Source organism: Pseudomonas gregormendelii (genome assembly GCF_017114825.1).
GTDB classification, from domain to species: Bacteria; Pseudomonadota; Gammaproteobacteria; order Pseudomonadales; family Pseudomonadaceae; genus Aquipseudomonas; species Aquipseudomonas gregormendelii.
Window position 1 is genome coordinate 26,588 of sequence record NZ_JADEVO010000045.1, and the last position, 16,898, is coordinate 43,485.

Sequence of the window (16,898 nt, forward strand, 5' to 3'; positions counted from 1 at the left end):
TCACTGAGACAAAGTTGGGGGATATTCCCCGCCATTCAGGCAGCAGTGCTCGCTACCGGCGGTATTGGCAGGTTGTTTCAGTGACTTAACAGTTTTGCCTGCAGAACGCTGAGCCGCTTTAGCTCATGGGTTTACGCAGCACAATGTGTTTCAGGAATGGACACTTTCAGCAGAGAAGAGCAAGCGGGCCACGGCCTCGAACGCTGCATCCCTGCGCTGCTGCCAGTCTCCTTGCAGGATCTGGAAAGGCTGGTGGTGCAGCTCCAGCCACTGATGGGTGGCCTGGAAGAATGCCTGGCGTTGCGCCAGTTGCGGTTGGCAACGCTGCCCGTCATCGTGCCAGGCCACGACTTCGGGGCTGAGCAGCACATGCAGGTCATAGTGGCGTGCCAGCAAGGCCTGCTCGATCCAGGCCGGACACGCGCCGAACAATGTATTGCTCCACAGGATGTTGCTCAAGAGGTGGGTGTCGAGAATCAACAGTGACGGTTGCTTCGCTCGAGCCTCGTCCTCCCAGGCCAGTTGGCCGTGGGCTATGGTCTCGATGTCTTGGTAGCAGGTGTCGCGGGCTTCACTGTCGATAAAATGCCGAACGTACTCGCCGACCAGCAGCCCACCAAAATGCGCCTGGATCTCGTGGGAAAGCCAGCTTTTGCCGCTGGATTCGGGACCTGTGAGCACCAGCACCTTCATGTTCGCAAGGCCAGGTCTGTGCGCCATTCACGCCAGCCCTGGATCGCGATCAGGGTAAACAGCGCGTAAAGTCCGGCCGTCAGGTACATGCCTTTATAGACGAACAGCCCGACGAAAATCACGTCCAGAAAGATCCACAGCGGCCAGCATTGCACGCGTTTCTGTGCCATCCACACCTGGGCCACCAGGCTGAAACCGGTGAGCGCGGCATCCAGCCAGGGTTGCGCGGCGTCGGTCCAGTGCGCCATGGCCGCGCCGAGAGCGAGGCTGCCAATGGCGCCCAGGGACAGACTCAAGGCAATCGGCGCCACCGCCAGCCGGCTGACCTGCCGCCCCAGCCGTTCATCACCTCCACGCGTCCATTGCCACCAGCCGTACAATTGCAACGCCGCGTAGATCACCTGAAGCAGCATGTCCGAGTAGAGCTTCACCTCGAAAAATACCCAGCTATAAAGCAATACCATGACCAGGCCAATCGGCCAGCACCAGGGATTCTGTTTGACCGTCAACCAGACGGCAATCACACCGAGGGCGGCGGCAAACAGTTCTAACCCGGACATGGAGGTTCCTTGAGAGTGGGGAGGGGAGCGGATTGTACCGGATGGGTGCGGATGTAAAAACTTCGGCTCGACACTGACGTAGAAGATTGTCGAGCCAGCAAGACTCCTGTAGGAGCAAGCTTGCTCGCGATGGTCCTTAGAGCATCGCGTTTAATCAGAAAGCACGCGTTAACGTTAACGTCCATCGCGAGCAAGCTCGCTCCTACAAACGTTAAACGCGAAACTGCTTGAGCAACCCGTTCAACTGCTCACTCAGCCCCTTCAACCGCACACTGGCCACGCTCGATTGCTCGGCCGCCAGCGCCGTACTGTGGGACAGGCCTGCCGCCTGGGTCACGTTCTGGTTAATGTCTTCCACCACATGCGCCTGCTGCAGGGTGGCGCTGGCAATGGAGGCGTTGAGGCCGGTGAGGTTGCGCAAAGCCTGGCCTATGGCACTCAAACTCGCGCCGGCCAGCCCTGCCTGTTCGATGGTCAGTTGCGAAGCGCGGCTGCTGTCGCCGATGACCTTGACCGCCGCTTCCGAATGATTCTGCAAGCGCTCGATCATCGACTGGATCTCGGCCGTGGATTTCTGCGTGCGCTGAGCCAGCAGCCTGACTTCATCGGCCACTACCGCAAAACCCCGGCCCTGTTCGCCGGCCCTGGCGGCTTCAATGGCGGCATTGAGGGCCAGCAGATTGGTCTGCTCGGCAATCGAACGGATCACTTCGAGCACCGTGCCGATCTGCGCACTCTCGGCGGCCAGTGTGCGGATCACTTGCACCGCCTGTTCGATGGTGCCGGACAATTTGCCGATCTGCTGCAAACTGCCATCGATATTGACTTGGCCCTGCTGCGCCTGCGACTCGGCATCGCGCATTTCACTGGCGGCATGCTCGGCATTCCTGGCCACGTCCTGCACCCCGTACGTGACCTCGTTGATCGCTGTCGCCACCAGTTCCATTTGTTGGGACTGCTGCTGGCTGCGTTGTTGAGCTTGGGCTGCGTCATTGCCCAAGGCGCTGGACGATTCACCGAGGTCGCTGGCCGAGACCTGCAATTGGCCGATCACCATGCGCAATTTGGCTGTGAACGCGTTGAAATGTTGGGCCAGTTGCGTCACTTCATCGCGGCCATGGGTATCGAGGCTGCGTGTCAGGTCGCTCTCGCCGCTGGCGATATTGGCCATGGCGTTCACTGTTTCCTGCAGGGGACGCACAATGCTGCGGGCAATGAGGATCACGAGCAAGGCCATGATCGCTGCAATCACCAGGCCCACCAATGAGGCTTTCCACACCTGGCCGTAGAACTCGTCTTGCATGTCATCTATGTAGACGCCCGAGCCGATTACCCAGCCCCACGGCTCGAACAGCTTGACGTAGGAGGTTTTCTCGACCGGCGCGCTGGCACCAGGCTTTGGCCAGCGATAGTTGACCATGCCGGCGCCCTTGCTCTTGGCCACCGCGACCATCTCGTTGAACAGGGCAAAGCCGTCCGGATCGCGGATCGCCGACAGGTTCTGGCCATCGAGTTTCGGATTGGCCGGGTGCATGACCATGACCGGTACCAGGTCGTTGATCCAGAAGTAATCGTCCTGGTCGTACCGCAGGCCACGAACCGCGGTCAGCGCCTGCTTCTGCGCCGCTTCGCGGGTCAGCACGCCGGTAGTCTCCAGGCCATGGTAATAGTTGAGGACACCGCTGGCGGTCTGCACCACGTGCCGGGTCTTCTGCGCCTTGGCGTGGTACAGGTCTGTGTGGATCTGCTTGAGCATCAATCCGCCCAGCGTCATCAGCATCATGACGGCCACAATCAGGATGAGCCACAGGCGGCGACTGATCGACATGGTGCGCAAGCTGTTCATAAGGCGGTTACTCCGGTTTCTTGTTCTTGTCATATAGGATCGCCAGCATTTCACCCCGGATGGCAGGCACGGGTTTGCAGTCAAGCCCAATACTTGGCAGCGTGAAACGGACTTGTCTGATAGGATTTCGGCCCCGCGCGCGAAAACCTGAATCCGGCATGAGCTTTCCACGCCAAGCCGTGGTTTAACCAGAGGTTCCAGCACGCGGCGCTACAGCCAGACTGACCGCAGTAAATGCATTGAAAATATTAACGGGGCATGCCGGCGCGCATCGCTTCTTGGGGGATTGATGGATCTTTGGACCGCCTTTCAGGCATTGATACTAGGCGTTGTAGAAGGGCTGACGGAGTTTCTGCCCATTTCCAGTACCGGACACCAGATTATCGTCGCGGACCTGCTCCACTTCGGTGGTGAGCGGGCCATGGCGTTCAATATCATCATCCAGCTCGGAGCGATCCTGGCGGTGGTGTGGGAATTTCGCCGCAAGATTCTCGACGTGGTCATCGGCTTGCCGACCCAGCCCAGCGCTCGACGCTTTACCGTCAACCTGTTGATCGCGTTCATGCCGGCGGTGGTATTGGGGGTGATTTTCGCCGACCTGATCCATCATTACCTGTTCAACGCAGTCACCGTGGCGTCCGCCTTGGTCATCGGCGGCATCATCATGTTGTGGGCCGAGCGCCGCGAGCATGAAGTGCATGCCGAGACCGTGGACGAAATCACCTGGAAAGATGCCTTGAAAGTCGGCTTTGCCCAGTGCCTGGCGATGATTCCTGGCACTTCGCGCTCGGGCTCGACCATCATCGGTGGCCTGCTGTTCGGCCTGTCACGCAAGACGGCTACCGAATTTTCGTTCTTCCTGGCCATGCCGACCATGGTCGGTGCCGCAGTGTATTCGGGCTATAAATACCGTGATCTGTTCGTCCCGGCGGATTTCCCGGTGTTTGCCGTCGGCTTCGTCACGGCGTTTATCTTCGCGATGATTGCGGTACGCGGGTTGCTCAAGTTCATCGCCAACCACAGCTATGCCGTGTTTGCCTGGTACCGCATCGCCTTCGGCCTGCTGATCCTGGCGACCTGGCAGTTCGGCTGGGTCGACTGGACCGCGGCCAAGCCATGATCGACCGCAGCGCGCGCCCCGCAAGGATTCAGAATCCACGACTCAAGTCGCTGGTGTTCGCCTTGGTGTGTGCGCTGCCGTTGGCCGGCTCGATGTTGATGTGGTTGCAGGGGATATCGTTGATTCCCCTGTCGGCCTACGGCATCGTCAGCGTGCTGGCGTTCTTCCTTTATTGGAGCGACAAGCGCAAGGCCCGTACCGAGCGCTGGCGTACCCCGGAGAATGTCCTGCACGCCGTGGAACTGGCCGGTGGCTGGCCTGGCGCTTTGGTGGCGCAGCAAGTGTTCCGGCACAAGACCCGCAAGGTTTCCTATCAGGTCCTGTTTTGGGCCATCGTGCTGTTGCACCAGGTGTTCTGGATCGACCAACTGTTCCTCGGCGCCCATCTGTTCGCCCTGTTCTAGAGCAGCAGTCCCACCTGGGTCCGTTTGGGCAGCTTGCTCGCCACCAACTGGTGGGAACGCTGCAATAAACCCTGCAGCTCATCCGCGCCCGGAGGGTAGGGCACCTCCAGGATGATCCATTGGGCCCGAGCCAGATAAGGCGCCGGATGGATGCCAGGGCGGTCGCAGTGCCCCAGGAACAGGTCTTTGTCGACCTTGAACGCCAGGGAGTTACCGCGAAGTCCCTGCAGCGCAAACATCTTGTTTCCCGCGATCGAAAAAACCCGCACGCCACCCCATTTGTAGTCTTCCCTGGCACCCGGCAATGCCAGGCAAAACTGCGCCACAGCGGCTTCGCTCATTCGTGCAGTGCTCATAACAGGCGCTCCCCGCGGGCGGTGAATGACTCAACCAGATGATCGATCCAGGTGCGTACCGCCTGCAGCCAGCCCCCAAGTAATGACCAGTCAGGCAGCAACTGCACCAGCGGCAAAACTATAAATGCCGTAACTGATTGATCCAAATTAGAAATTTCGATTTTCATGCTGGCAATCGTCAAAAGCGTACGCTCCTTTTGACAAAGCGCCTATCACGCTAAGAAGGGCAAGAGGTCAGGGCTGGAGAGCCGCAAGGTACTCAGCAATGGGAACTCCCACCATCACCTGCGATAATGCGTTCTGAACCCAGCCACCGGGCGAATGACTCCGTGTACGACTTCAATGATTTGTATTTCTTCGTCCAGGTTGTCGACCACAACGGATTCACCAGCGCGAGTAAAAAACTCGACATCCCCAAATCGAAGCTAAGCCGGCGTATCGCATCTCTGGAGGAGCGGCTTGGTGTACGCCTGATCCAGCGGTCAACCAGAAAGTTTACGGTCACAGAGATCGGCCAAGACTACTACCGTCATTGTGTAGCGATGCTCGTAGAGGCTGACGCGGCGGAGCAAGTGGTCGAGCATTCACGCTCCGAACCTCAAGGAATCGTGCGTATCAGTTGTCCACCTGCGTTAGGCGCCATGGGTGTGAGCGACATTATTGCGGAATTCATGGTGCTGCACCCCAAAGTCCAGGTGCACATAGACAGCACAAATCGCAGGGTTGATGTGCTGGGTGAGGGGTATGACATCGCGCTGAGAGTGCGTTTCCCGCCATTGGAAGACGACAACCTTGTGATGCGAGTACTAGGCGATAGCCACCAAAAGCTGGTTGCGCGGCCTTCCTTGATAGAAGGGTTGAAGCTCGAAACCCCAAATGACTTGGCGAGCTTGCCTAGCATGGATCTAGGACCACCAAACCGTGAGCACAGGTGGACCTTTTTAGGAACGAAAGAATATCGAATCGAGGTGGTTCACGCGCCCAGATTTGTCACCTCGGATCTTGATGCGTTACACCGCGCTGCAATACAAGGGGTAGGGGTCGTACAACTACCCGAAATCATGGTGCGGCACGCCATACATGATGGGCTATTGGTGGAGGTACTACCTGAGTTTGTGCTGCGTAGCGGGCTCATCCATGCGGTCTTCCCGTCCCGAAGAGGGCTGCTACCTTCAGTCCGCGGTCTGATTGATAAATTAGCTATGGATTTTGGCGCTAACGCCGAGGCGGACCGGGTCGCTTGTGAGAGAGCAGGAAAAGAACATCCGGCTACGCGGTAGTCATTCCGCGCCTCACTCTCCCAGGTGCTTCACCGTATATCTCCCAGGTGCTTCACCGTATATTTCCTTGAATTTTTTGCTGAAAGCCGCTTGGGATTGATACCCGACTTGGGCGGCAATGTCGCTCAGCCCCAAATGGGAATGGCTTAGCAGGTTGAACGCTAACTCCATGCGGACTTGGGTCAATAATACCCAAGGCGAAACTCCAGCCACCCGTACGAAGGCTCGCATAAACGTTGCGCGAGACATGCTGGCGGTTTCAGCGAGACCGTCAACGGTCCACTCGTGCGCAGGATCAGCCAGCATGGACTGCCAAGCGCGGCCCAGCCGTTTATCAGACAGCAATGCCAAGGTGCCGGTGTGCTGACCGTGGCTCGCAATGTGTGCACGCAGGATCAATGTGAACAGCGCTTGGGACAAAGCATCGAGCAAGTAATGTGCGCCCACCTGATCGCTATCTGCTTCACCTCGCAACATTTCGACAAGCGCCGGCAGGGGGGCACTTTTAGGGAGGGCAGCACTTGGAATCACAAGGTGTTCGGGGAGCGCCGCGAATAACATCGACGTTCGATTGTAGTGAAAGCCTCCGCAAAGCATGTCTAGATCAGCACTAACATCTCCAATCCGATAGAGCGGCAGGGGCGCATTGGAAATCAGCCTTGGTGTGCTGGACTCAGCCGTTTTTCCAATGCTACGCATGACGTGCGGTGCACCACGAGGCAGAAGCAAAATATCCCCTGCTCGCATGGGCAGGCGTTGCCCGTCCGGAAACTCAACCCGACACTCTCCCTCCAACACAATGTGATAGGGCGCTTTGCCTAATATTTCTTGCTCGTGATCCCGTGCCCAATCGCCCTGAAACTGACACCGCAAATCCAGGCTGCCTCGGACGTTAGCCAGGCTGATGAGCTTATCGATAGAATTCATTTGAGAGCTTCGCATAAAAAATTGAGCGGATCGGACAAACTGACATCTCTCAGGGGGGGAAAACTAAGCCTGTCGAAACACTACACCAACTTCCTCAGGAGTCATGCGATGTTCAACAACTGGTCCGAAATGCTACCTACCATCCAGAAGGCCTTCGGCGGGCTTGGAAAGAGCAACCCTAAAATGGTGAAGGCTTACCTCGCTCTTGGAGAGGCCTGCGCGGAGAACGATGTGCTGGATGCCAAAACCCGGGAGTTGATTTCGATCGCGGTAGCTGTCACCACCCGCTGTGATGGTTGCATCGCTGCCCACGCGGACGCGGCGATCAAAGCAGGAGCAAGTCGTGAAGAAGTGGCGGCGGCATTAGCGACCGCAATCTCGCTCAACGCCGGCGCTGCTTACATCTATTCGTTGCGTACGCTGGAGGCGTATGACTCGCTGAAGAAATAGATCATTCCTACGCACGCGTGTGGCCTCGGTACTGCAAGGTATCGAGGCTTTTTTACACCTGCAAGATCCTCATCAGCATCTTGAGACGATCAATCAATAAATTGAGCAAGGCGCACAAAATCGGCGTTCGGATTCACCTCAGACTATCTCCACATTCAAACATTTGGAGAAGTCTCATGTTCACATCTTTTACTGCCTGGCTCCGATTTATCAGCAAAGTCGACACCTTCGCAACGTCTCTCATGCGATTGGCTATCGCCATCGTTTTTCTATGGATCGGAGCGCTGAAATTCGTTCCATATGAAGCCGACAGCATCACACCTTTTGTTGCCAATAGCCCTGTCATGTATTTCTTCTATGAACACCCCGAAGGATACAAAGCGCACCTCACTCACGAAGGTGAGTTGAACGCGGACAAGCGCGCCTGGCAAACCGAAAACAACACCTACGGTTTTTCGACCGGACTCGGGATCGTCGAAATCCTGATTGGCCTGCTCGTGCTGTCAAATTCAGTCTCGAGACGTACCGGCCTGTTGGGCGGGGCCCTGGCCTTCGGTACACCGCTGGTGACGCTTAGCTTTTTGATTACCACACCCGAAGCCTGGGTGGGTGCTCTCGGTGATGCGCAACACGGCTTCCCTTATCTGTCGGGCGCCGGGCGCCTGGTGCTTAAAGATTTACTGATGCTGGCCGGCTCCCTACCCGTGATGGCTGAATCCGCACGTCAATTGCTCCGCGAACGCTGCGCGTTATCACTTCAACCGACACTTGGAAAACCGTGATGAGAATCCTGATTGCTTTACTCCTGACTGTCGTTGCCGGCTCCGCGTTCGCTACCGAGGGCTCCGAGACTGCACGTACAGGCGTTCCACTGGACGTTGCTAGAACTCTCAGCATCACTCACACCTCCTTCGCTTGCGGTAAGTGAGCATCCGTTACACGACCGGATGCTCGTTCAACGATGAAGCGGCTTATCATAAAGCCGCGACTTGTTGTCATTTGGCGTTGGCTGCTTTTTCAATCAGGTTGGCAACGACTTTCGGGTTGGACACCATCACAACGTGCGACGCGCCTTTGACCGCGACGGTCTGTTTGGAGTGTGCCCGCTCAGCCATAAAGGCCTGTGCTTGTGCCGGGATGTTCTTATCAGCGTCGCCGTAGACAAACCAGGAAGGAATGGTTTTCCAGGCCGGTTCGGTCGATGCTTCATTCAGCGCCGCCACTGTTACGGGACGTTGAGTCGCAGCCATCAATTTGGCGTCCGCATTGGAAACGTCAGCAGCGAACTGGTGGTGGAATTTGTCTTGCTGGATATACAGATCCTTGCCGCCGTCAGCCAAGGCTACTGGAGGAGCGAGAGTAGGGCCCAGCGTGCCACCCGGGAAACGTCCGGATAACTCTGCGGTGGATTCACCCGCTTCAGGTGCAATGGCTGCAACGAACACCAGCGCTTTGACGTTGGTGTTGCCGTAAGCGGCTTCGGAGATGACCGGACCACCATACGAATGACCTACCAGCACAATGGGCGTTTTGACGCTAGCGAGCACGTCGGCCACTGCTTGGGCGTCTCCTTTGAGGGAGCGCAGCGGGTTCGAGGCTGCGATCACTGGATAGCCATCTTTTTCCAGAATTTTGACGACGCCATTCCAACTGCTGGAATCAGCGAAAGCCCCGTGAACCAACACGACAGTCGGTTTGACCGGCGCAGCCATTGCTGCGGTGGCTGTCATCATCGCAGCTGCGAGGGCCAGACCTGAGAATAACTTGTTCATCTAGTGTTCCTGTGTGTGAAGAAGGTGGACGCAGTTCCACCAATTTGTGCCGGGTACAGAACTAGCCCTCCCTCTTGGGTGAGCACGTAGTCAGTCTGTGCAACGATTCAGAATCTTCTTTGCATCATGAAGACAAACAATCGTCATCAGGTTGATGCCTCTGTGGCCGGTTGCAAATCAATGCACTGCGTGGCCCATGGTCTGCCCTGAACAACACCGGGAGAACGACCAAAAAAGACAATCTTCTGTTCCGTTTTCTGAAATGGCCGCGACCGTACCCACGTCGACACTCATGCGTAAGCGATCTCATGCTGCGTATCGCCCTGGGTCTTTTGGGCGGAAAGGTTGGATGCGTGTTCACAAGGCACTATCAACATTGTTTCATCCTGCACAATTAAGCCATGACATCTCTGCCCATTCTCTAAGGCGCCTTTGTTGGTGAAACTGATCCCATAAGCGATCAACCGCTGGAGTTGTCGCAGCGTTCTCCATAACTGGGAGATTCCAATGTTTGGCACTACTCAATCCTGCCCTGGTGGCTCCTGTCCGGATACTTCAATCGTGCTTCATCGTGAGCACGAAGCGGGCTTTTTGCTTCCCCAGTTCATGGGAGCCTTGGCAAGTGAGACCAGCGGATTAGGCATGGCTGATATGTGCCAATCGCAATCAGGCCAAGGTTTGTTTCCGAGGCTTTGCGCCTCACTGATGCATTCGCTCCGGTCCTTATTCCTCAAATGAAACTGGACAGCCAGGTGCTGTGCATTCCCTACAGAGAACTGAAATGAGCTACGACTTCGATCTATTTGTCATTGGTGCCGGCTCGGGTGGAGTGCGTGCTGCACGGTTTGCAGCAGGATTTGGTGCAAAAGTAGCGGTTGCCGAAAGTCGATACTTAGGCGGCACGTGTGTGAATGTCGGCTGCGTTCCAAAAAAGTTGTTGGTTTACGGTGCCCATTTTGCTGATGACTTCGAACAGGCCGAAAGCTTCGGCTGGACAGCGGGCAAGGCGAATTTCGACTGGCCATTGCTTATTGCGAACAAGAACCGTGAGATCGATCGTCTCAATGGCATCTACCGTGAGCTTTTGATTAACAGCGGCGTCACGTTGCTCGAAGGCCACGCGCGATTAGCCGATGCGAACCACGTCGATATAAACGGCCAGCGTTTCAGCGCTGAGCGGATTTTGATTGCGACTGGCGGGTGGCCGCAGATTCCGGAGATTCCGGGACATGAATATGCGATCACTTCGAATGAAGCGTTCTTCCTGAAAGAGCTGCCCAAGCGAATCCTGGTGGTCGGAGGAGGTTACATTGCCGTGGAATTCGCTGGCATTTTCAACGGGCTGGGAGCTGATACCCGGCTGCTATATCGAGGCGATCTGTTTTTGCGAGGATTCGATCAATCAGTGCGTATTCATTTGGCAGAGGAACTGACCAAGCGCGGTCTGCGGTTAGATTTCAACACTGACATTGTCCAAATTGATAAGCAGGCCAATGGAAGCTTGCTCGCGACGCTAAAGGATGGAACGCAACTGGAAACTGACAGCATCTTCTACGCCACTGGTCGCAGGCCAATGCTCGATAACCTGGGGCTGGAAAATACCCGCGTGGAATTTAACGAGGCTGGCTACATTGACGTGAATGAGCACTTCGAAACTCGCGATCCGTCCATTTTGGCTCTGGGTGACGTTATTGGCGGTGTCCAATTGACACCCGTTGCGACAGCAGAGGGCATGGCGGTTGCCCGTCGATTGTTCAAACCTGAGCAGTATCGCCCGGTCGACTATCGCCATATTCCAACTGCGGTGTTCAGCCAGCCAAATATTGGTACGGTAGGCCTCACCGAGGAGCAAGCGATTGAGCAAGGCCACAAAGTGGTGGTGTTCGAGAGCCGGTTCCGACCCATGAAATTGACGCTCACCGAGTCGCCAGAACAGACGCTGATGAAGCTGGTAGTGGACGCAGAATCTGATCGAGTATTGGGATGCCACATGGTCGGTCCGGACGCGGGGGATATCATTCAAGGCTTGGCGATTGCTCTTAAGGCGGGTGCCACCAAACGACTTTTTGATGACACGATTGGCGTTCATCCGACCTCCGCAGAAGAGTTCGTTACCCTCCGTACGGCGGTGAGTAGCAGGTGACGGGGGATGGCGATTCCCTTTTTGCCCTTAGCGCCATCCTCTCAGGAGATGGCGTATTTGCCGTCTGCCGTCGTATGACACTGATCGATTTAAAGGTTAAGCGATAGGAGTGAGCAGGAACATAAAGCGCACCCTGATCTGATCAGGATGCGCCTATTTCATTTTTGCTTGATCAGGAATTTTCGAGTGAGATTCGCGACATCTTCCAGCCGGGTGTCCATAACAAAATGTCCGCCGTCGAGGATCGCAATCTCAGCATTGGTCAAATCCCGGTGAAAAGCTTCAGCTCCTGCAACGGTAAAGGCCAAATCATGCTTGCCCCAGACAACCAATGTGGGCAGCTGATGTTCACGCAGCCATTTCTGCCACGCCGGGTATGCATCCAGGTTAGTGCGATAGTCGTAAATCAGCTCCATTTGAATCGCACCTTCACCGGGGCGGTTGAGGAATGCCACTTCGTCTTGCCATAAATCGGGGTTGTACGCTGTGACGTCTGGATCGCTGCCGACATGCCGCTGTCGTGTTACGTCCAGGGATAAATGAGCAGCCTGAAACTTGGCCTCATAGGCATTGCGATCAGCCCAGTAGGCTTTGCGGCTGTCCCACATCTTGCCCAAACCTTCTGCATAGACATTGCCATTTTGGAACACCATCGAGGTTATGGCTTCCGGTCTCGCCATCGCTAATCGCATACCGACGGGAGCGCCGTAGTCTTGCATAAACAGGCTGTATCGTTTGAGCCCGACTGCATCTGTAAAGTGCTCCATCACCTTCGCGAGGTGATCAAATGTGTAGACGAACTTGTCTGGTGGGGGCGCATCGCTGTTACCGAAGCCTGGGTAGTCCGGAGCAATGAGGTGGAAACGGTTGCCCAATTGCTTCATGAGGTCGTCGTACATACGAGACGAGCTGGGCACTCCATGAAGGAGTAACACGGAGGGGGCGCTGGGGTCGCCACTTTCTCGATAGGCAATATTTACGCCATCGACTGTCACTTGGCGATACTGCATTTTTGGCGTTTCCCCTTGGGCGTGTCCGAAGCCCAAAAGCAAAGTCAGAACTGGAAAACAGAGGTATTTAAGTAAGGGCATCACCGGTACTCCAGTGGGTGCAGAGCTAATCTGCGGAGAAATCTGGTCAGCGCGCTGATGTTGTTTTGCGCTGTATCCAATACTCGATAAACCGCTGAGTCTGAGGAATGATTAAACGAGACAATGCGGTATTTCACCTGATGAAAGAATCATGAGGGCGGATGTTGCCGACACAGGGCTGGCCATCTTCGCGGTAGCGGTGATCACGAAAGTCCCATTGCATTTTGGGAGGCTCGGTTGAGAATAATAGGCTGATACCTGCTCGGCCAATTGCTGCCCAACGGTCAGATATACACTGCCTTACGAACCCAATCTTTCGGTGATCCAATGCTTCTAAGACATTTGCGGTATCTGTTGGCAGTAGCTGACCACGGTGGCTTTACCCGGGCCGCAGAAGTCCTTCATGTGTCTCAGCCGACACTGTCGCAGCAGATCCGGCAGCTGGAAGAAACGCTTGGCGTCAGCCTTTTTGACCGAACATCCCGGACTGTCAAACCCACAGATGCTGGACTAGCCTACATCGAATGCGCCCGGCGCGTACTGGTGGAGCTGGCGGCGGGTAAACGGGCGTTGCACGATGTGAAAGACCTGTCCCGTGGCACGTTAAGGCTCGCCATGGCCCCAACGTTCATGGCGTACGTTTTGGGTCCTTTAGTGCGTGATTACATCTCCCAATTCCCGAACATTCGCTTAGAGCTCTTCGAGCTGTCGATGGGCGATATCGAAACGGGGTTGGTCGATGATTCGCTGGATATAGCTGTGGCATTTGACCAAGTGAGAAACGCCGATATCGAATCAATCCCGGCCTTTGTCGAGACACTTGGTCTGATGGTTGGGCGCGCTCACCCACTCTATGACTGCCAGGATGCACTCACGACGGACCAGTTAGCTCAACTGGATTTTGCTTTGCTGACCCCTGACTTCGCTACGCGCATTTGTATCGATGAGTACTTCGCCATGACGAAAATCACGCCCAAGGTGACGATTCAGGTCAACTCCGTGAACACGTTGCTTGAAGTCATCCGAAACACCGCGGTTGCCACCATTCTTCCTGAACCCATTGCCACGCAGGATCGTGCTTTGCACAAGCTGGCCTTGCTGGACAAGGCGCCTCAACGTGGCGTGTCGGTTCTGAGGAGAAAAAATAACTACCACAGTGCAGCATCGGTCGCGTTCATGAATTTGATGCTTGGATCCGCGGCAGTGGACCGAGAATAGAGTGCTGACCATTACGCCCAGTGAAATGCTGGATTGTAAATAATGGTAATTCCTCTGTTTGGTAGCGAAGAGCAAGATGACTCCATCGACACGATCACCGGGTCGAACCCAAAAACAACCGGAGTACGTCATGTCCCAACAACCCATCAAACTTTATCGTCACCCACTGTCTGGTCACGCGCATCGTGTCGAATTGATGCTCTCACTGCTCGGCCAGCCAACAGAGTTGATATTTGTGGATCTGATGAAGGGCGCGCACAAACTGCCGGAATTCCTGGCGCTCAACAGCTTTGGCCAAGTACCGGTGATCGATGATAACGGCACCGTTTTAGCTGACTCGAACGCCATTCTGGTCTATCTCGCAACTAAATACGGCAACGGTGAGTGGCTGCCCAGTGATCCCGTAGCGCAAGCAAAAGTACAACGCTGGTTGTCAGTTGCCGCCGGGCAGATCAACTCAGGCCCCGCTACCGCCCGACTGATCACTGTGTTCGGTGCCGGCTACAATGCGCAGGATGCGATCAGCAAGTCTCACACCCTGCTGACGGTGATGGAGCAAGAGCTGGGTAAAAGTAAATTCCTGGCTGGCGACAAACCGACCGTTGCAGATGTAGCAGCCTACACCTACGTCTCCCACGCCCCAGAAGGTAATGTTGCACTGACTGACTATCCTAACGTTCGTGCTTGGTTGAGCAGTATTGAGGCATTGCCAAATTTCGTAGGTATGCAGCGTACTGCCAAGGGCTTGCAGCAAGCTTGATCCTACTGTCGGAGCTACCCGGGGAAAAATTCCGGGTAGGCTTCGCTAACTCAACTACGATCTCTTCGAATTTTTGCCTGTTGCACCATTCATCTGGATAGGGTTTGCACCAGTCGCTCCAGGCGACACTTTTTTGCATCTATGTCTGCTCGCTCTCGCGATCAGATCTTGCTGTCCCTACATCACGGCAGAGTCGCCTATGGATCGCTTTCAGGAAATGCAGATATTCATGACGGTGGCCGAAGAAGAAGGTTTTGCGGCCGCCGCCCGTCGTTTGAATATTTCCCCTCCCAGCGTTACCCGTGCCATTGCCGCTATGGAGGAACGCATCGGCACTCAGTTGCTCTCACGCACAACTCGAAGCTTGCACTTGACTGAGGCAGGGCAACGGTACCTGGATGATTGCCGGCGAATACTCGGTGAGGTCAATGAAGCCGAGGAAGCTGCTGCTGGCAGCTACTCGATTCCATGTGGGCACCTGACGGTGACAGCTCCCGTGCTTTTCGGAGAGTTGTACATTGCGCCTTTGCTGGCTGAGTACCTGGATCAATTTCCTTCTGTACATCTACACGCGTTACTGGTCGACCGCGTGACAAGCATGGTCGATGAAGGTATCGATGTGGCGATCCGTATTGGCCATTTGCACGAGAATAATCAGCACGCTATCAAAGTTGGCGAGGTGCGCCAGGTAATTTGTGGCGCCCCCAAGTATTTCGAGGAATTCGGCCGGCCCCGCCATCCTGGAGAATTAGGTTCCGCCAAAATCGTTATGTCTTCCGCGAGCCATTTGTTGAGCGATTGGCAATTTGAGAATGAAGGAAATGCACTGAGCTTTCGTTTCGATCCGCAGCTAGTCGTTACCGCAAATCAAGCTGCCATCAATATTGCTTGTCTGGGCTGGGGTGTGACACGCGTGTTGTCCTACCAGGTGGCTAGTCAGGTAGCCGCCGGTGAACTGGAAGTGGTACTCCAGGATTTTGAACCGCCCGCTTTGCCCATCCAGGTCGTTTACCTCAAGAGTAACCGCGTACCAGCGAAGATACGTACGTTCGTGGATTTCCTCACGGAACGCCTGGGATGTGATGCGGCGCTTCGACCTCCCAGGAAAAGTACGCTCTGATGGACCGTTTTCATGAAATGCTCATGTTTGAAGCGCTCTCAGAGCGGCCAAGCCTGGCGGCAGCTGCGCGCCGTCTGAACGTTTCTGGCCCGACAGTCGTTCGCGCGATTGCTCGGTTGGAGACGCGTCTCGGGGTGCCGTTATTGCAACGCAGCACTCGTGGAGTGTCGTTGACTGAGTCGGGTGTTGTATTTATGGCTGACTGCTCCCGCATCCTCAAAGAAATCGAAGACGCAGAAGCATCAGCTAAAGGCCTTCATGTTCAGGCTCAGGGTAATCTGACTGTATTGCTTCCACTCCTTTTCAGCCGCTATGTAATGACGCCTTTGCTTGCGAATTACATGGGGTTTTATCCCGAAGTCACAATATTCGCCCATTATCATGATCGTTTTCCGAACATGAACGAGGAGGGGCTTGACGTTGCCGTGCTGGTCGGAAATTTGCCCAGTTCCTCGTTGATAGCAAGGCCGGTTGGCTACGTTCGTACGATCGTATGCGCCAGCCCCACCTATCTCGAAGCCCATGGTGTGCCCGCCGAGCCGGAGGATCTCAAAAGTCACCGGCTGATTGGCATTCAAGCTTATCGGGAGAAGATCAACTGGGATTTTTCCAGACATGGTGTTCCATCCACCATCAAGGCCCGATCACGCGTCAGCTGCACCACCGTTCAAGCTGCCATCGATGCAGCGGCTTATGGCGCGGGGCTTACGCGCTGCCTCAGTTATCCTGCCTACGATTATTTAAATGGCGGTCGGCTACGCAGGGTGTTGCAACCTTTCGAACTGCCAGCGCTTCCAGTTCATGTCGTTTACCGGGAAGGGCGTAGAGCTTCAATGAGAGTGCGCAGTTTTGTCGACCACATTGTCGAAGGCCTGCGCGAACATCCGGCAATGTTGCCCGACGCTCATTGAGCGTTCGGCGATCCCGGACTGACGTCGCTGACTAGTTTCATTTGGCGTTCGCTGCCTTTTCGATCAGGCTGGGCCGCTAAGGCCAGACCTGCAAATATCTTTTTCATCTGTGTTCCTGTGCATGTAGTGGTCTAATGAAACCGGACACCCATTTAGGCGAGAATGCTCGCCAGATCGAGGTGTCAGATGACCAAACAACGCCGTTCCTTTTCCGCTGAATTCAAGCGCGAGGCTGCCGACCTTGTGC

General features: G+C 55.5%; 18 protein-coding genes and 2 pseudogenes. 10 read left to right on the plus strand and 10 right to left on the minus strand.

Going from position 1 to position 16,898, the window contains the following annotated elements; all coding sequences use genetic code 11:
• Positions 1–150: 150 nt before the first annotated feature.
• The 4 genes and pseudogenes from IMW75_RS23410 to IMW75_RS27450 all read right to left on the minus strand — a co-directional run.
• Positions 151–693 carry an AAA family ATPase gene (locus IMW75_RS23410; protein ID WP_205893910.1) on the minus strand — a complete coding sequence of 181 codons (543 nt, stop codon included), beginning with the start codon at positions 691–693 and terminating at the stop codon, positions 151–153.
• The gene (gene pnuC, locus IMW75_RS23415; RefSeq protein ID WP_205893900.1) at positions 690–1,253 is read right to left on the minus strand and encodes a nicotinamide riboside transporter PnuC; all 564 of its coding nucleotides are present in this window, start codon (positions 1,251–1,253) and stop codon (positions 690–692) included. The genes IMW75_RS23410 and pnuC overlap by 4 nt, the downstream gene beginning before the upstream one ends.
• 211 nt (positions 1,254–1,464) lie before the next feature.
• Positions 1,465–2,310, minus strand: coding sequence for a methyl-accepting chemotaxis protein (locus IMW75_RS27445; RefSeq protein WP_414704664.1), 846 nt, complete (start codon positions 2,308–2,310; stop codon positions 1,465–1,467).
• 12 nt (positions 2,311–2,322) lie between these two features.
• Positions 2,323–3,132 (minus strand): annotated as a pseudogene (locus IMW75_RS27450) (cache domain-containing protein); the annotation flags it as partial.
• A gap of 256 nt (positions 3,133–3,388) precedes the next feature.
• On the opposite strand from IMW75_RS27450, the gene IMW75_RS23425 reads away from it, so the two are divergent.
• Together IMW75_RS23425 and IMW75_RS23430 are read left to right on the plus strand one after the other, a co-directional pair.
• Positions 3,389–4,219: an undecaprenyl-diphosphate phosphatase gene (locus IMW75_RS23425; protein WP_045061133.1), complete on the plus strand. Its 831-nt coding sequence runs from the start codon at positions 3,389–3,391 to the stop codon at positions 4,217–4,219.
• Positions 4,216–4,623, plus strand: a complete 408-nt coding sequence (locus IMW75_RS23430; RefSeq protein WP_205893902.1) for a DUF1294 domain-containing protein — start codon at positions 4,216–4,218, stop codon at positions 4,621–4,623. The genes IMW75_RS23425 and IMW75_RS23430 overlap by 4 nt, the downstream gene beginning before the upstream one ends.
• Here the strand turns inward: IMW75_RS23430 and IMW75_RS23435 are convergent.
• Both IMW75_RS23435 and IMW75_RS23440 read right to left on the minus strand, forming a co-directional pair.
• Positions 4,620–4,979, minus strand: coding sequence for an MmcQ/YjbR family DNA-binding protein (locus IMW75_RS23435; RefSeq protein ID WP_205893903.1), 360 nt, complete (start codon positions 4,977–4,979; stop codon positions 4,620–4,622). The genes IMW75_RS23430 and IMW75_RS23435 overlap by 4 nt on opposite strands.
• Positions 4,976–5,089 (minus strand): annotated as a pseudogene (locus IMW75_RS23440) (LysR family transcriptional regulator); the annotation flags it as partial. The gene IMW75_RS23435 and the pseudogene IMW75_RS23440, both read right to left, overlap by 4 nt.
• Before the next feature lie 219 nt (positions 5,090–5,308).
• Here IMW75_RS23440 and IMW75_RS23445 point away from each other — a divergent pair.
• Positions 5,309–6,259, plus strand: a complete 951-nt coding sequence (locus IMW75_RS23445) for a LysR substrate-binding domain-containing protein (protein ID WP_045061172.1) — start codon at positions 5,309–5,311, stop codon at positions 6,257–6,259.
• A 12-nt stretch (positions 6,260–6,271) separates the two neighbouring features.
• Here the strand turns inward: IMW75_RS23445 and IMW75_RS23450 are convergent, their stop codons facing one another.
• The gene (locus IMW75_RS23450; protein WP_205893904.1) at positions 6,272–7,186 is read right to left on the minus strand and encodes an AraC family transcriptional regulator; all 915 of its coding nucleotides are present in this window, start codon (positions 7,184–7,186) and stop codon (positions 6,272–6,274) included.
• 108 nt (positions 7,187–7,294) lie between these two features.
• Between IMW75_RS23450 and IMW75_RS23455 the strand changes: the two genes are divergently transcribed.
• Both IMW75_RS23455 and rclC read left to right on the plus strand, forming a co-directional pair.
• Positions 7,295–7,636 (plus strand): carboxymuconolactone decarboxylase family protein, encoded by a 342-nt coding sequence (locus tag IMW75_RS23455; protein ID WP_045061138.1) that lies wholly within the window; start codon positions 7,295–7,297, stop codon positions 7,634–7,636.
• 176 nt (positions 7,637–7,812) lie between these two features.
• Positions 7,813–8,418, plus strand: a complete 606-nt coding sequence (rclC, locus tag IMW75_RS23460) for a reactive chlorine resistance membrane protein RclC (RefSeq protein ID WP_045061139.1) — start codon at positions 7,813–7,815, stop codon at positions 8,416–8,418.
• A 213-nt stretch (positions 8,419–8,631) separates the two neighbouring features.
• Here the strand turns inward: rclC and IMW75_RS23465 are convergent, their stop codons facing one another.
• Complete coding sequence (locus IMW75_RS23465) at positions 8,632–9,408, minus strand: alpha/beta fold hydrolase (RefSeq protein WP_045061140.1); 777 nt, start codon at positions 9,406–9,408, stop codon at positions 8,632–8,634.
• A 781-nt stretch (positions 9,409–10,189) separates the two neighbouring features.
• On the opposite strand from IMW75_RS23465, the gene gorA reads away from it, so the two are divergent.
• The gene (gorA, locus tag IMW75_RS23470; RefSeq protein WP_205893905.1) at positions 10,190–11,551 is read left to right on the plus strand and encodes a glutathione-disulfide reductase; all 1,362 of its coding nucleotides are present in this window, start codon (positions 10,190–10,192) and stop codon (positions 11,549–11,551) included.
• 158 nt (positions 11,552–11,709) lie between these two features.
• Here the strand turns inward: gorA and IMW75_RS23475 are convergent, their stop codons facing one another.
• Positions 11,710–12,642, minus strand: a complete 933-nt coding sequence (locus IMW75_RS23475) for an alpha/beta fold hydrolase (protein ID WP_205893906.1) — start codon at positions 12,640–12,642, stop codon at positions 11,710–11,712.
• 327 nt (positions 12,643–12,969) lie between these two features.
• Between IMW75_RS23475 and cynR the strand changes: the two genes are divergently transcribed.
• From cynR to IMW75_RS23495, 4 genes are all read left to right on the plus strand, one after another.
• Complete coding sequence (gene cynR / locus IMW75_RS23480; RefSeq protein ID WP_205893907.1) at positions 12,970–13,860, plus strand: transcriptional regulator CynR; 891 nt, start codon at positions 12,970–12,972, stop codon at positions 13,858–13,860.
• 130 nt (positions 13,861–13,990) lie between these two features.
• Positions 13,991–14,620 carry a glutathione S-transferase family protein gene (locus IMW75_RS23485; RefSeq protein WP_045061144.1) on the plus strand — a complete coding sequence of 210 codons (630 nt, stop codon included), beginning with the start codon at positions 13,991–13,993 and terminating at the stop codon, positions 14,618–14,620.
• Between the two features lie 199 nt (positions 14,621–14,819).
• A complete protein-coding gene (locus IMW75_RS23490; RefSeq protein ID WP_045061145.1) occupies positions 14,820–15,740 on the plus strand; it encodes a LysR family transcriptional regulator in 921 nt (306 codons plus the stop codon).
• Positions 15,740–16,651, plus strand: coding sequence for a LysR family transcriptional regulator (locus IMW75_RS23495; RefSeq protein WP_082069225.1), 912 nt, complete (start codon positions 15,740–15,742; stop codon positions 16,649–16,651). Before IMW75_RS23490 ends, IMW75_RS23495 begins: the two co-directional genes overlap by 1 nt.
• A 63-nt stretch (positions 16,652–16,714) precedes the next feature.
• Here IMW75_RS23495 and IMW75_RS23500 read toward each other — a convergent pair.
• The coding region (locus IMW75_RS23500; RefSeq protein WP_205893908.1) for a hypothetical protein at positions 16,715–16,898 on the minus strand (184 nt) is incomplete at its 5' end.

Coding starts and splice junctions, on each gene's coding strand:
- IMW75_RS23495 (WP_082069225.1), top strand. CDS start 15,740: ATGGACCGTTTTCATGAAATGCTCATGTTTGAAGCGCTCTCAGAGCGG.
- IMW75_RS23410 (WP_205893910.1), bottom strand. CDS start 693: ATGAAGGTGCTGGTGCTCACAGGTCCCGAATCCAGCGGCAAAAGCTGG.
- IMW75_RS23430 (WP_205893902.1), top strand. CDS start 4,216: ATGATCGACCGCAGCGCGCGCCCCGCAAGGATTCAGAATCCACGACTC.
- pnuC (WP_205893900.1), bottom strand. CDS start 1,253: ATGTCCGGGTTAGAACTGTTTGCCGCCGCCCTCGGTGTGATTGCCGTC.
- IMW75_RS23425 (WP_045061133.1), top strand. CDS start 3,389: ATGGATCTTTGGACCGCCTTTCAGGCATTGATACTAGGCGTTGTAGAA.
- IMW75_RS23465 (WP_045061140.1), bottom strand. CDS start 9,408: ATGAACAAGTTATTCTCAGGTCTGGCCCTCGCAGCTGCGATGATGACA.
- IMW75_RS23485 (WP_045061144.1), top strand. CDS start 13,991: ATGTCCCAACAACCCATCAAACTTTATCGTCACCCACTGTCTGGTCAC.
- IMW75_RS23475 (WP_205893906.1), bottom strand. CDS start 12,642: ATGCCCTTACTTAAATACCTCTGTTTTCCAGTTCTGACTTTGCTTTTG.
- IMW75_RS23490 (WP_045061145.1), top strand. CDS start 14,820: ATGGATCGCTTTCAGGAAATGCAGATATTCATGACGGTGGCCGAAGAA.
- IMW75_RS23450 (WP_205893904.1), bottom strand. CDS start 7,186: ATGAATTCTATCGATAAGCTCATCAGCCTGGCTAACGTCCGAGGCAGC.
- gorA (WP_205893905.1), top strand. CDS start 10,190: ATGAGCTACGACTTCGATCTATTTGTCATTGGTGCCGGCTCGGGTGGA.
- IMW75_RS23455 (WP_045061138.1), top strand. CDS start 7,295: ATGTTCAACAACTGGTCCGAAATGCTACCTACCATCCAGAAGGCCTTC.
- IMW75_RS27445 (WP_414704664.1), bottom strand. CDS start 2,310: ATGGTGATCGGCCAATTGCAGGTCTCGGCCAGCGACCTCGGTGAATCG.
- rclC (WP_045061139.1), top strand. CDS start 7,813: ATGTTCACATCTTTTACTGCCTGGCTCCGATTTATCAGCAAAGTCGAC.
- cynR (WP_205893907.1), top strand. CDS start 12,970: ATGCTTCTAAGACATTTGCGGTATCTGTTGGCAGTAGCTGACCACGGT.
- IMW75_RS23435 (WP_205893903.1), bottom strand. CDS start 4,979: ATGAGCACTGCACGAATGAGCGAAGCCGCTGTGGCGCAGTTTTGCCTG.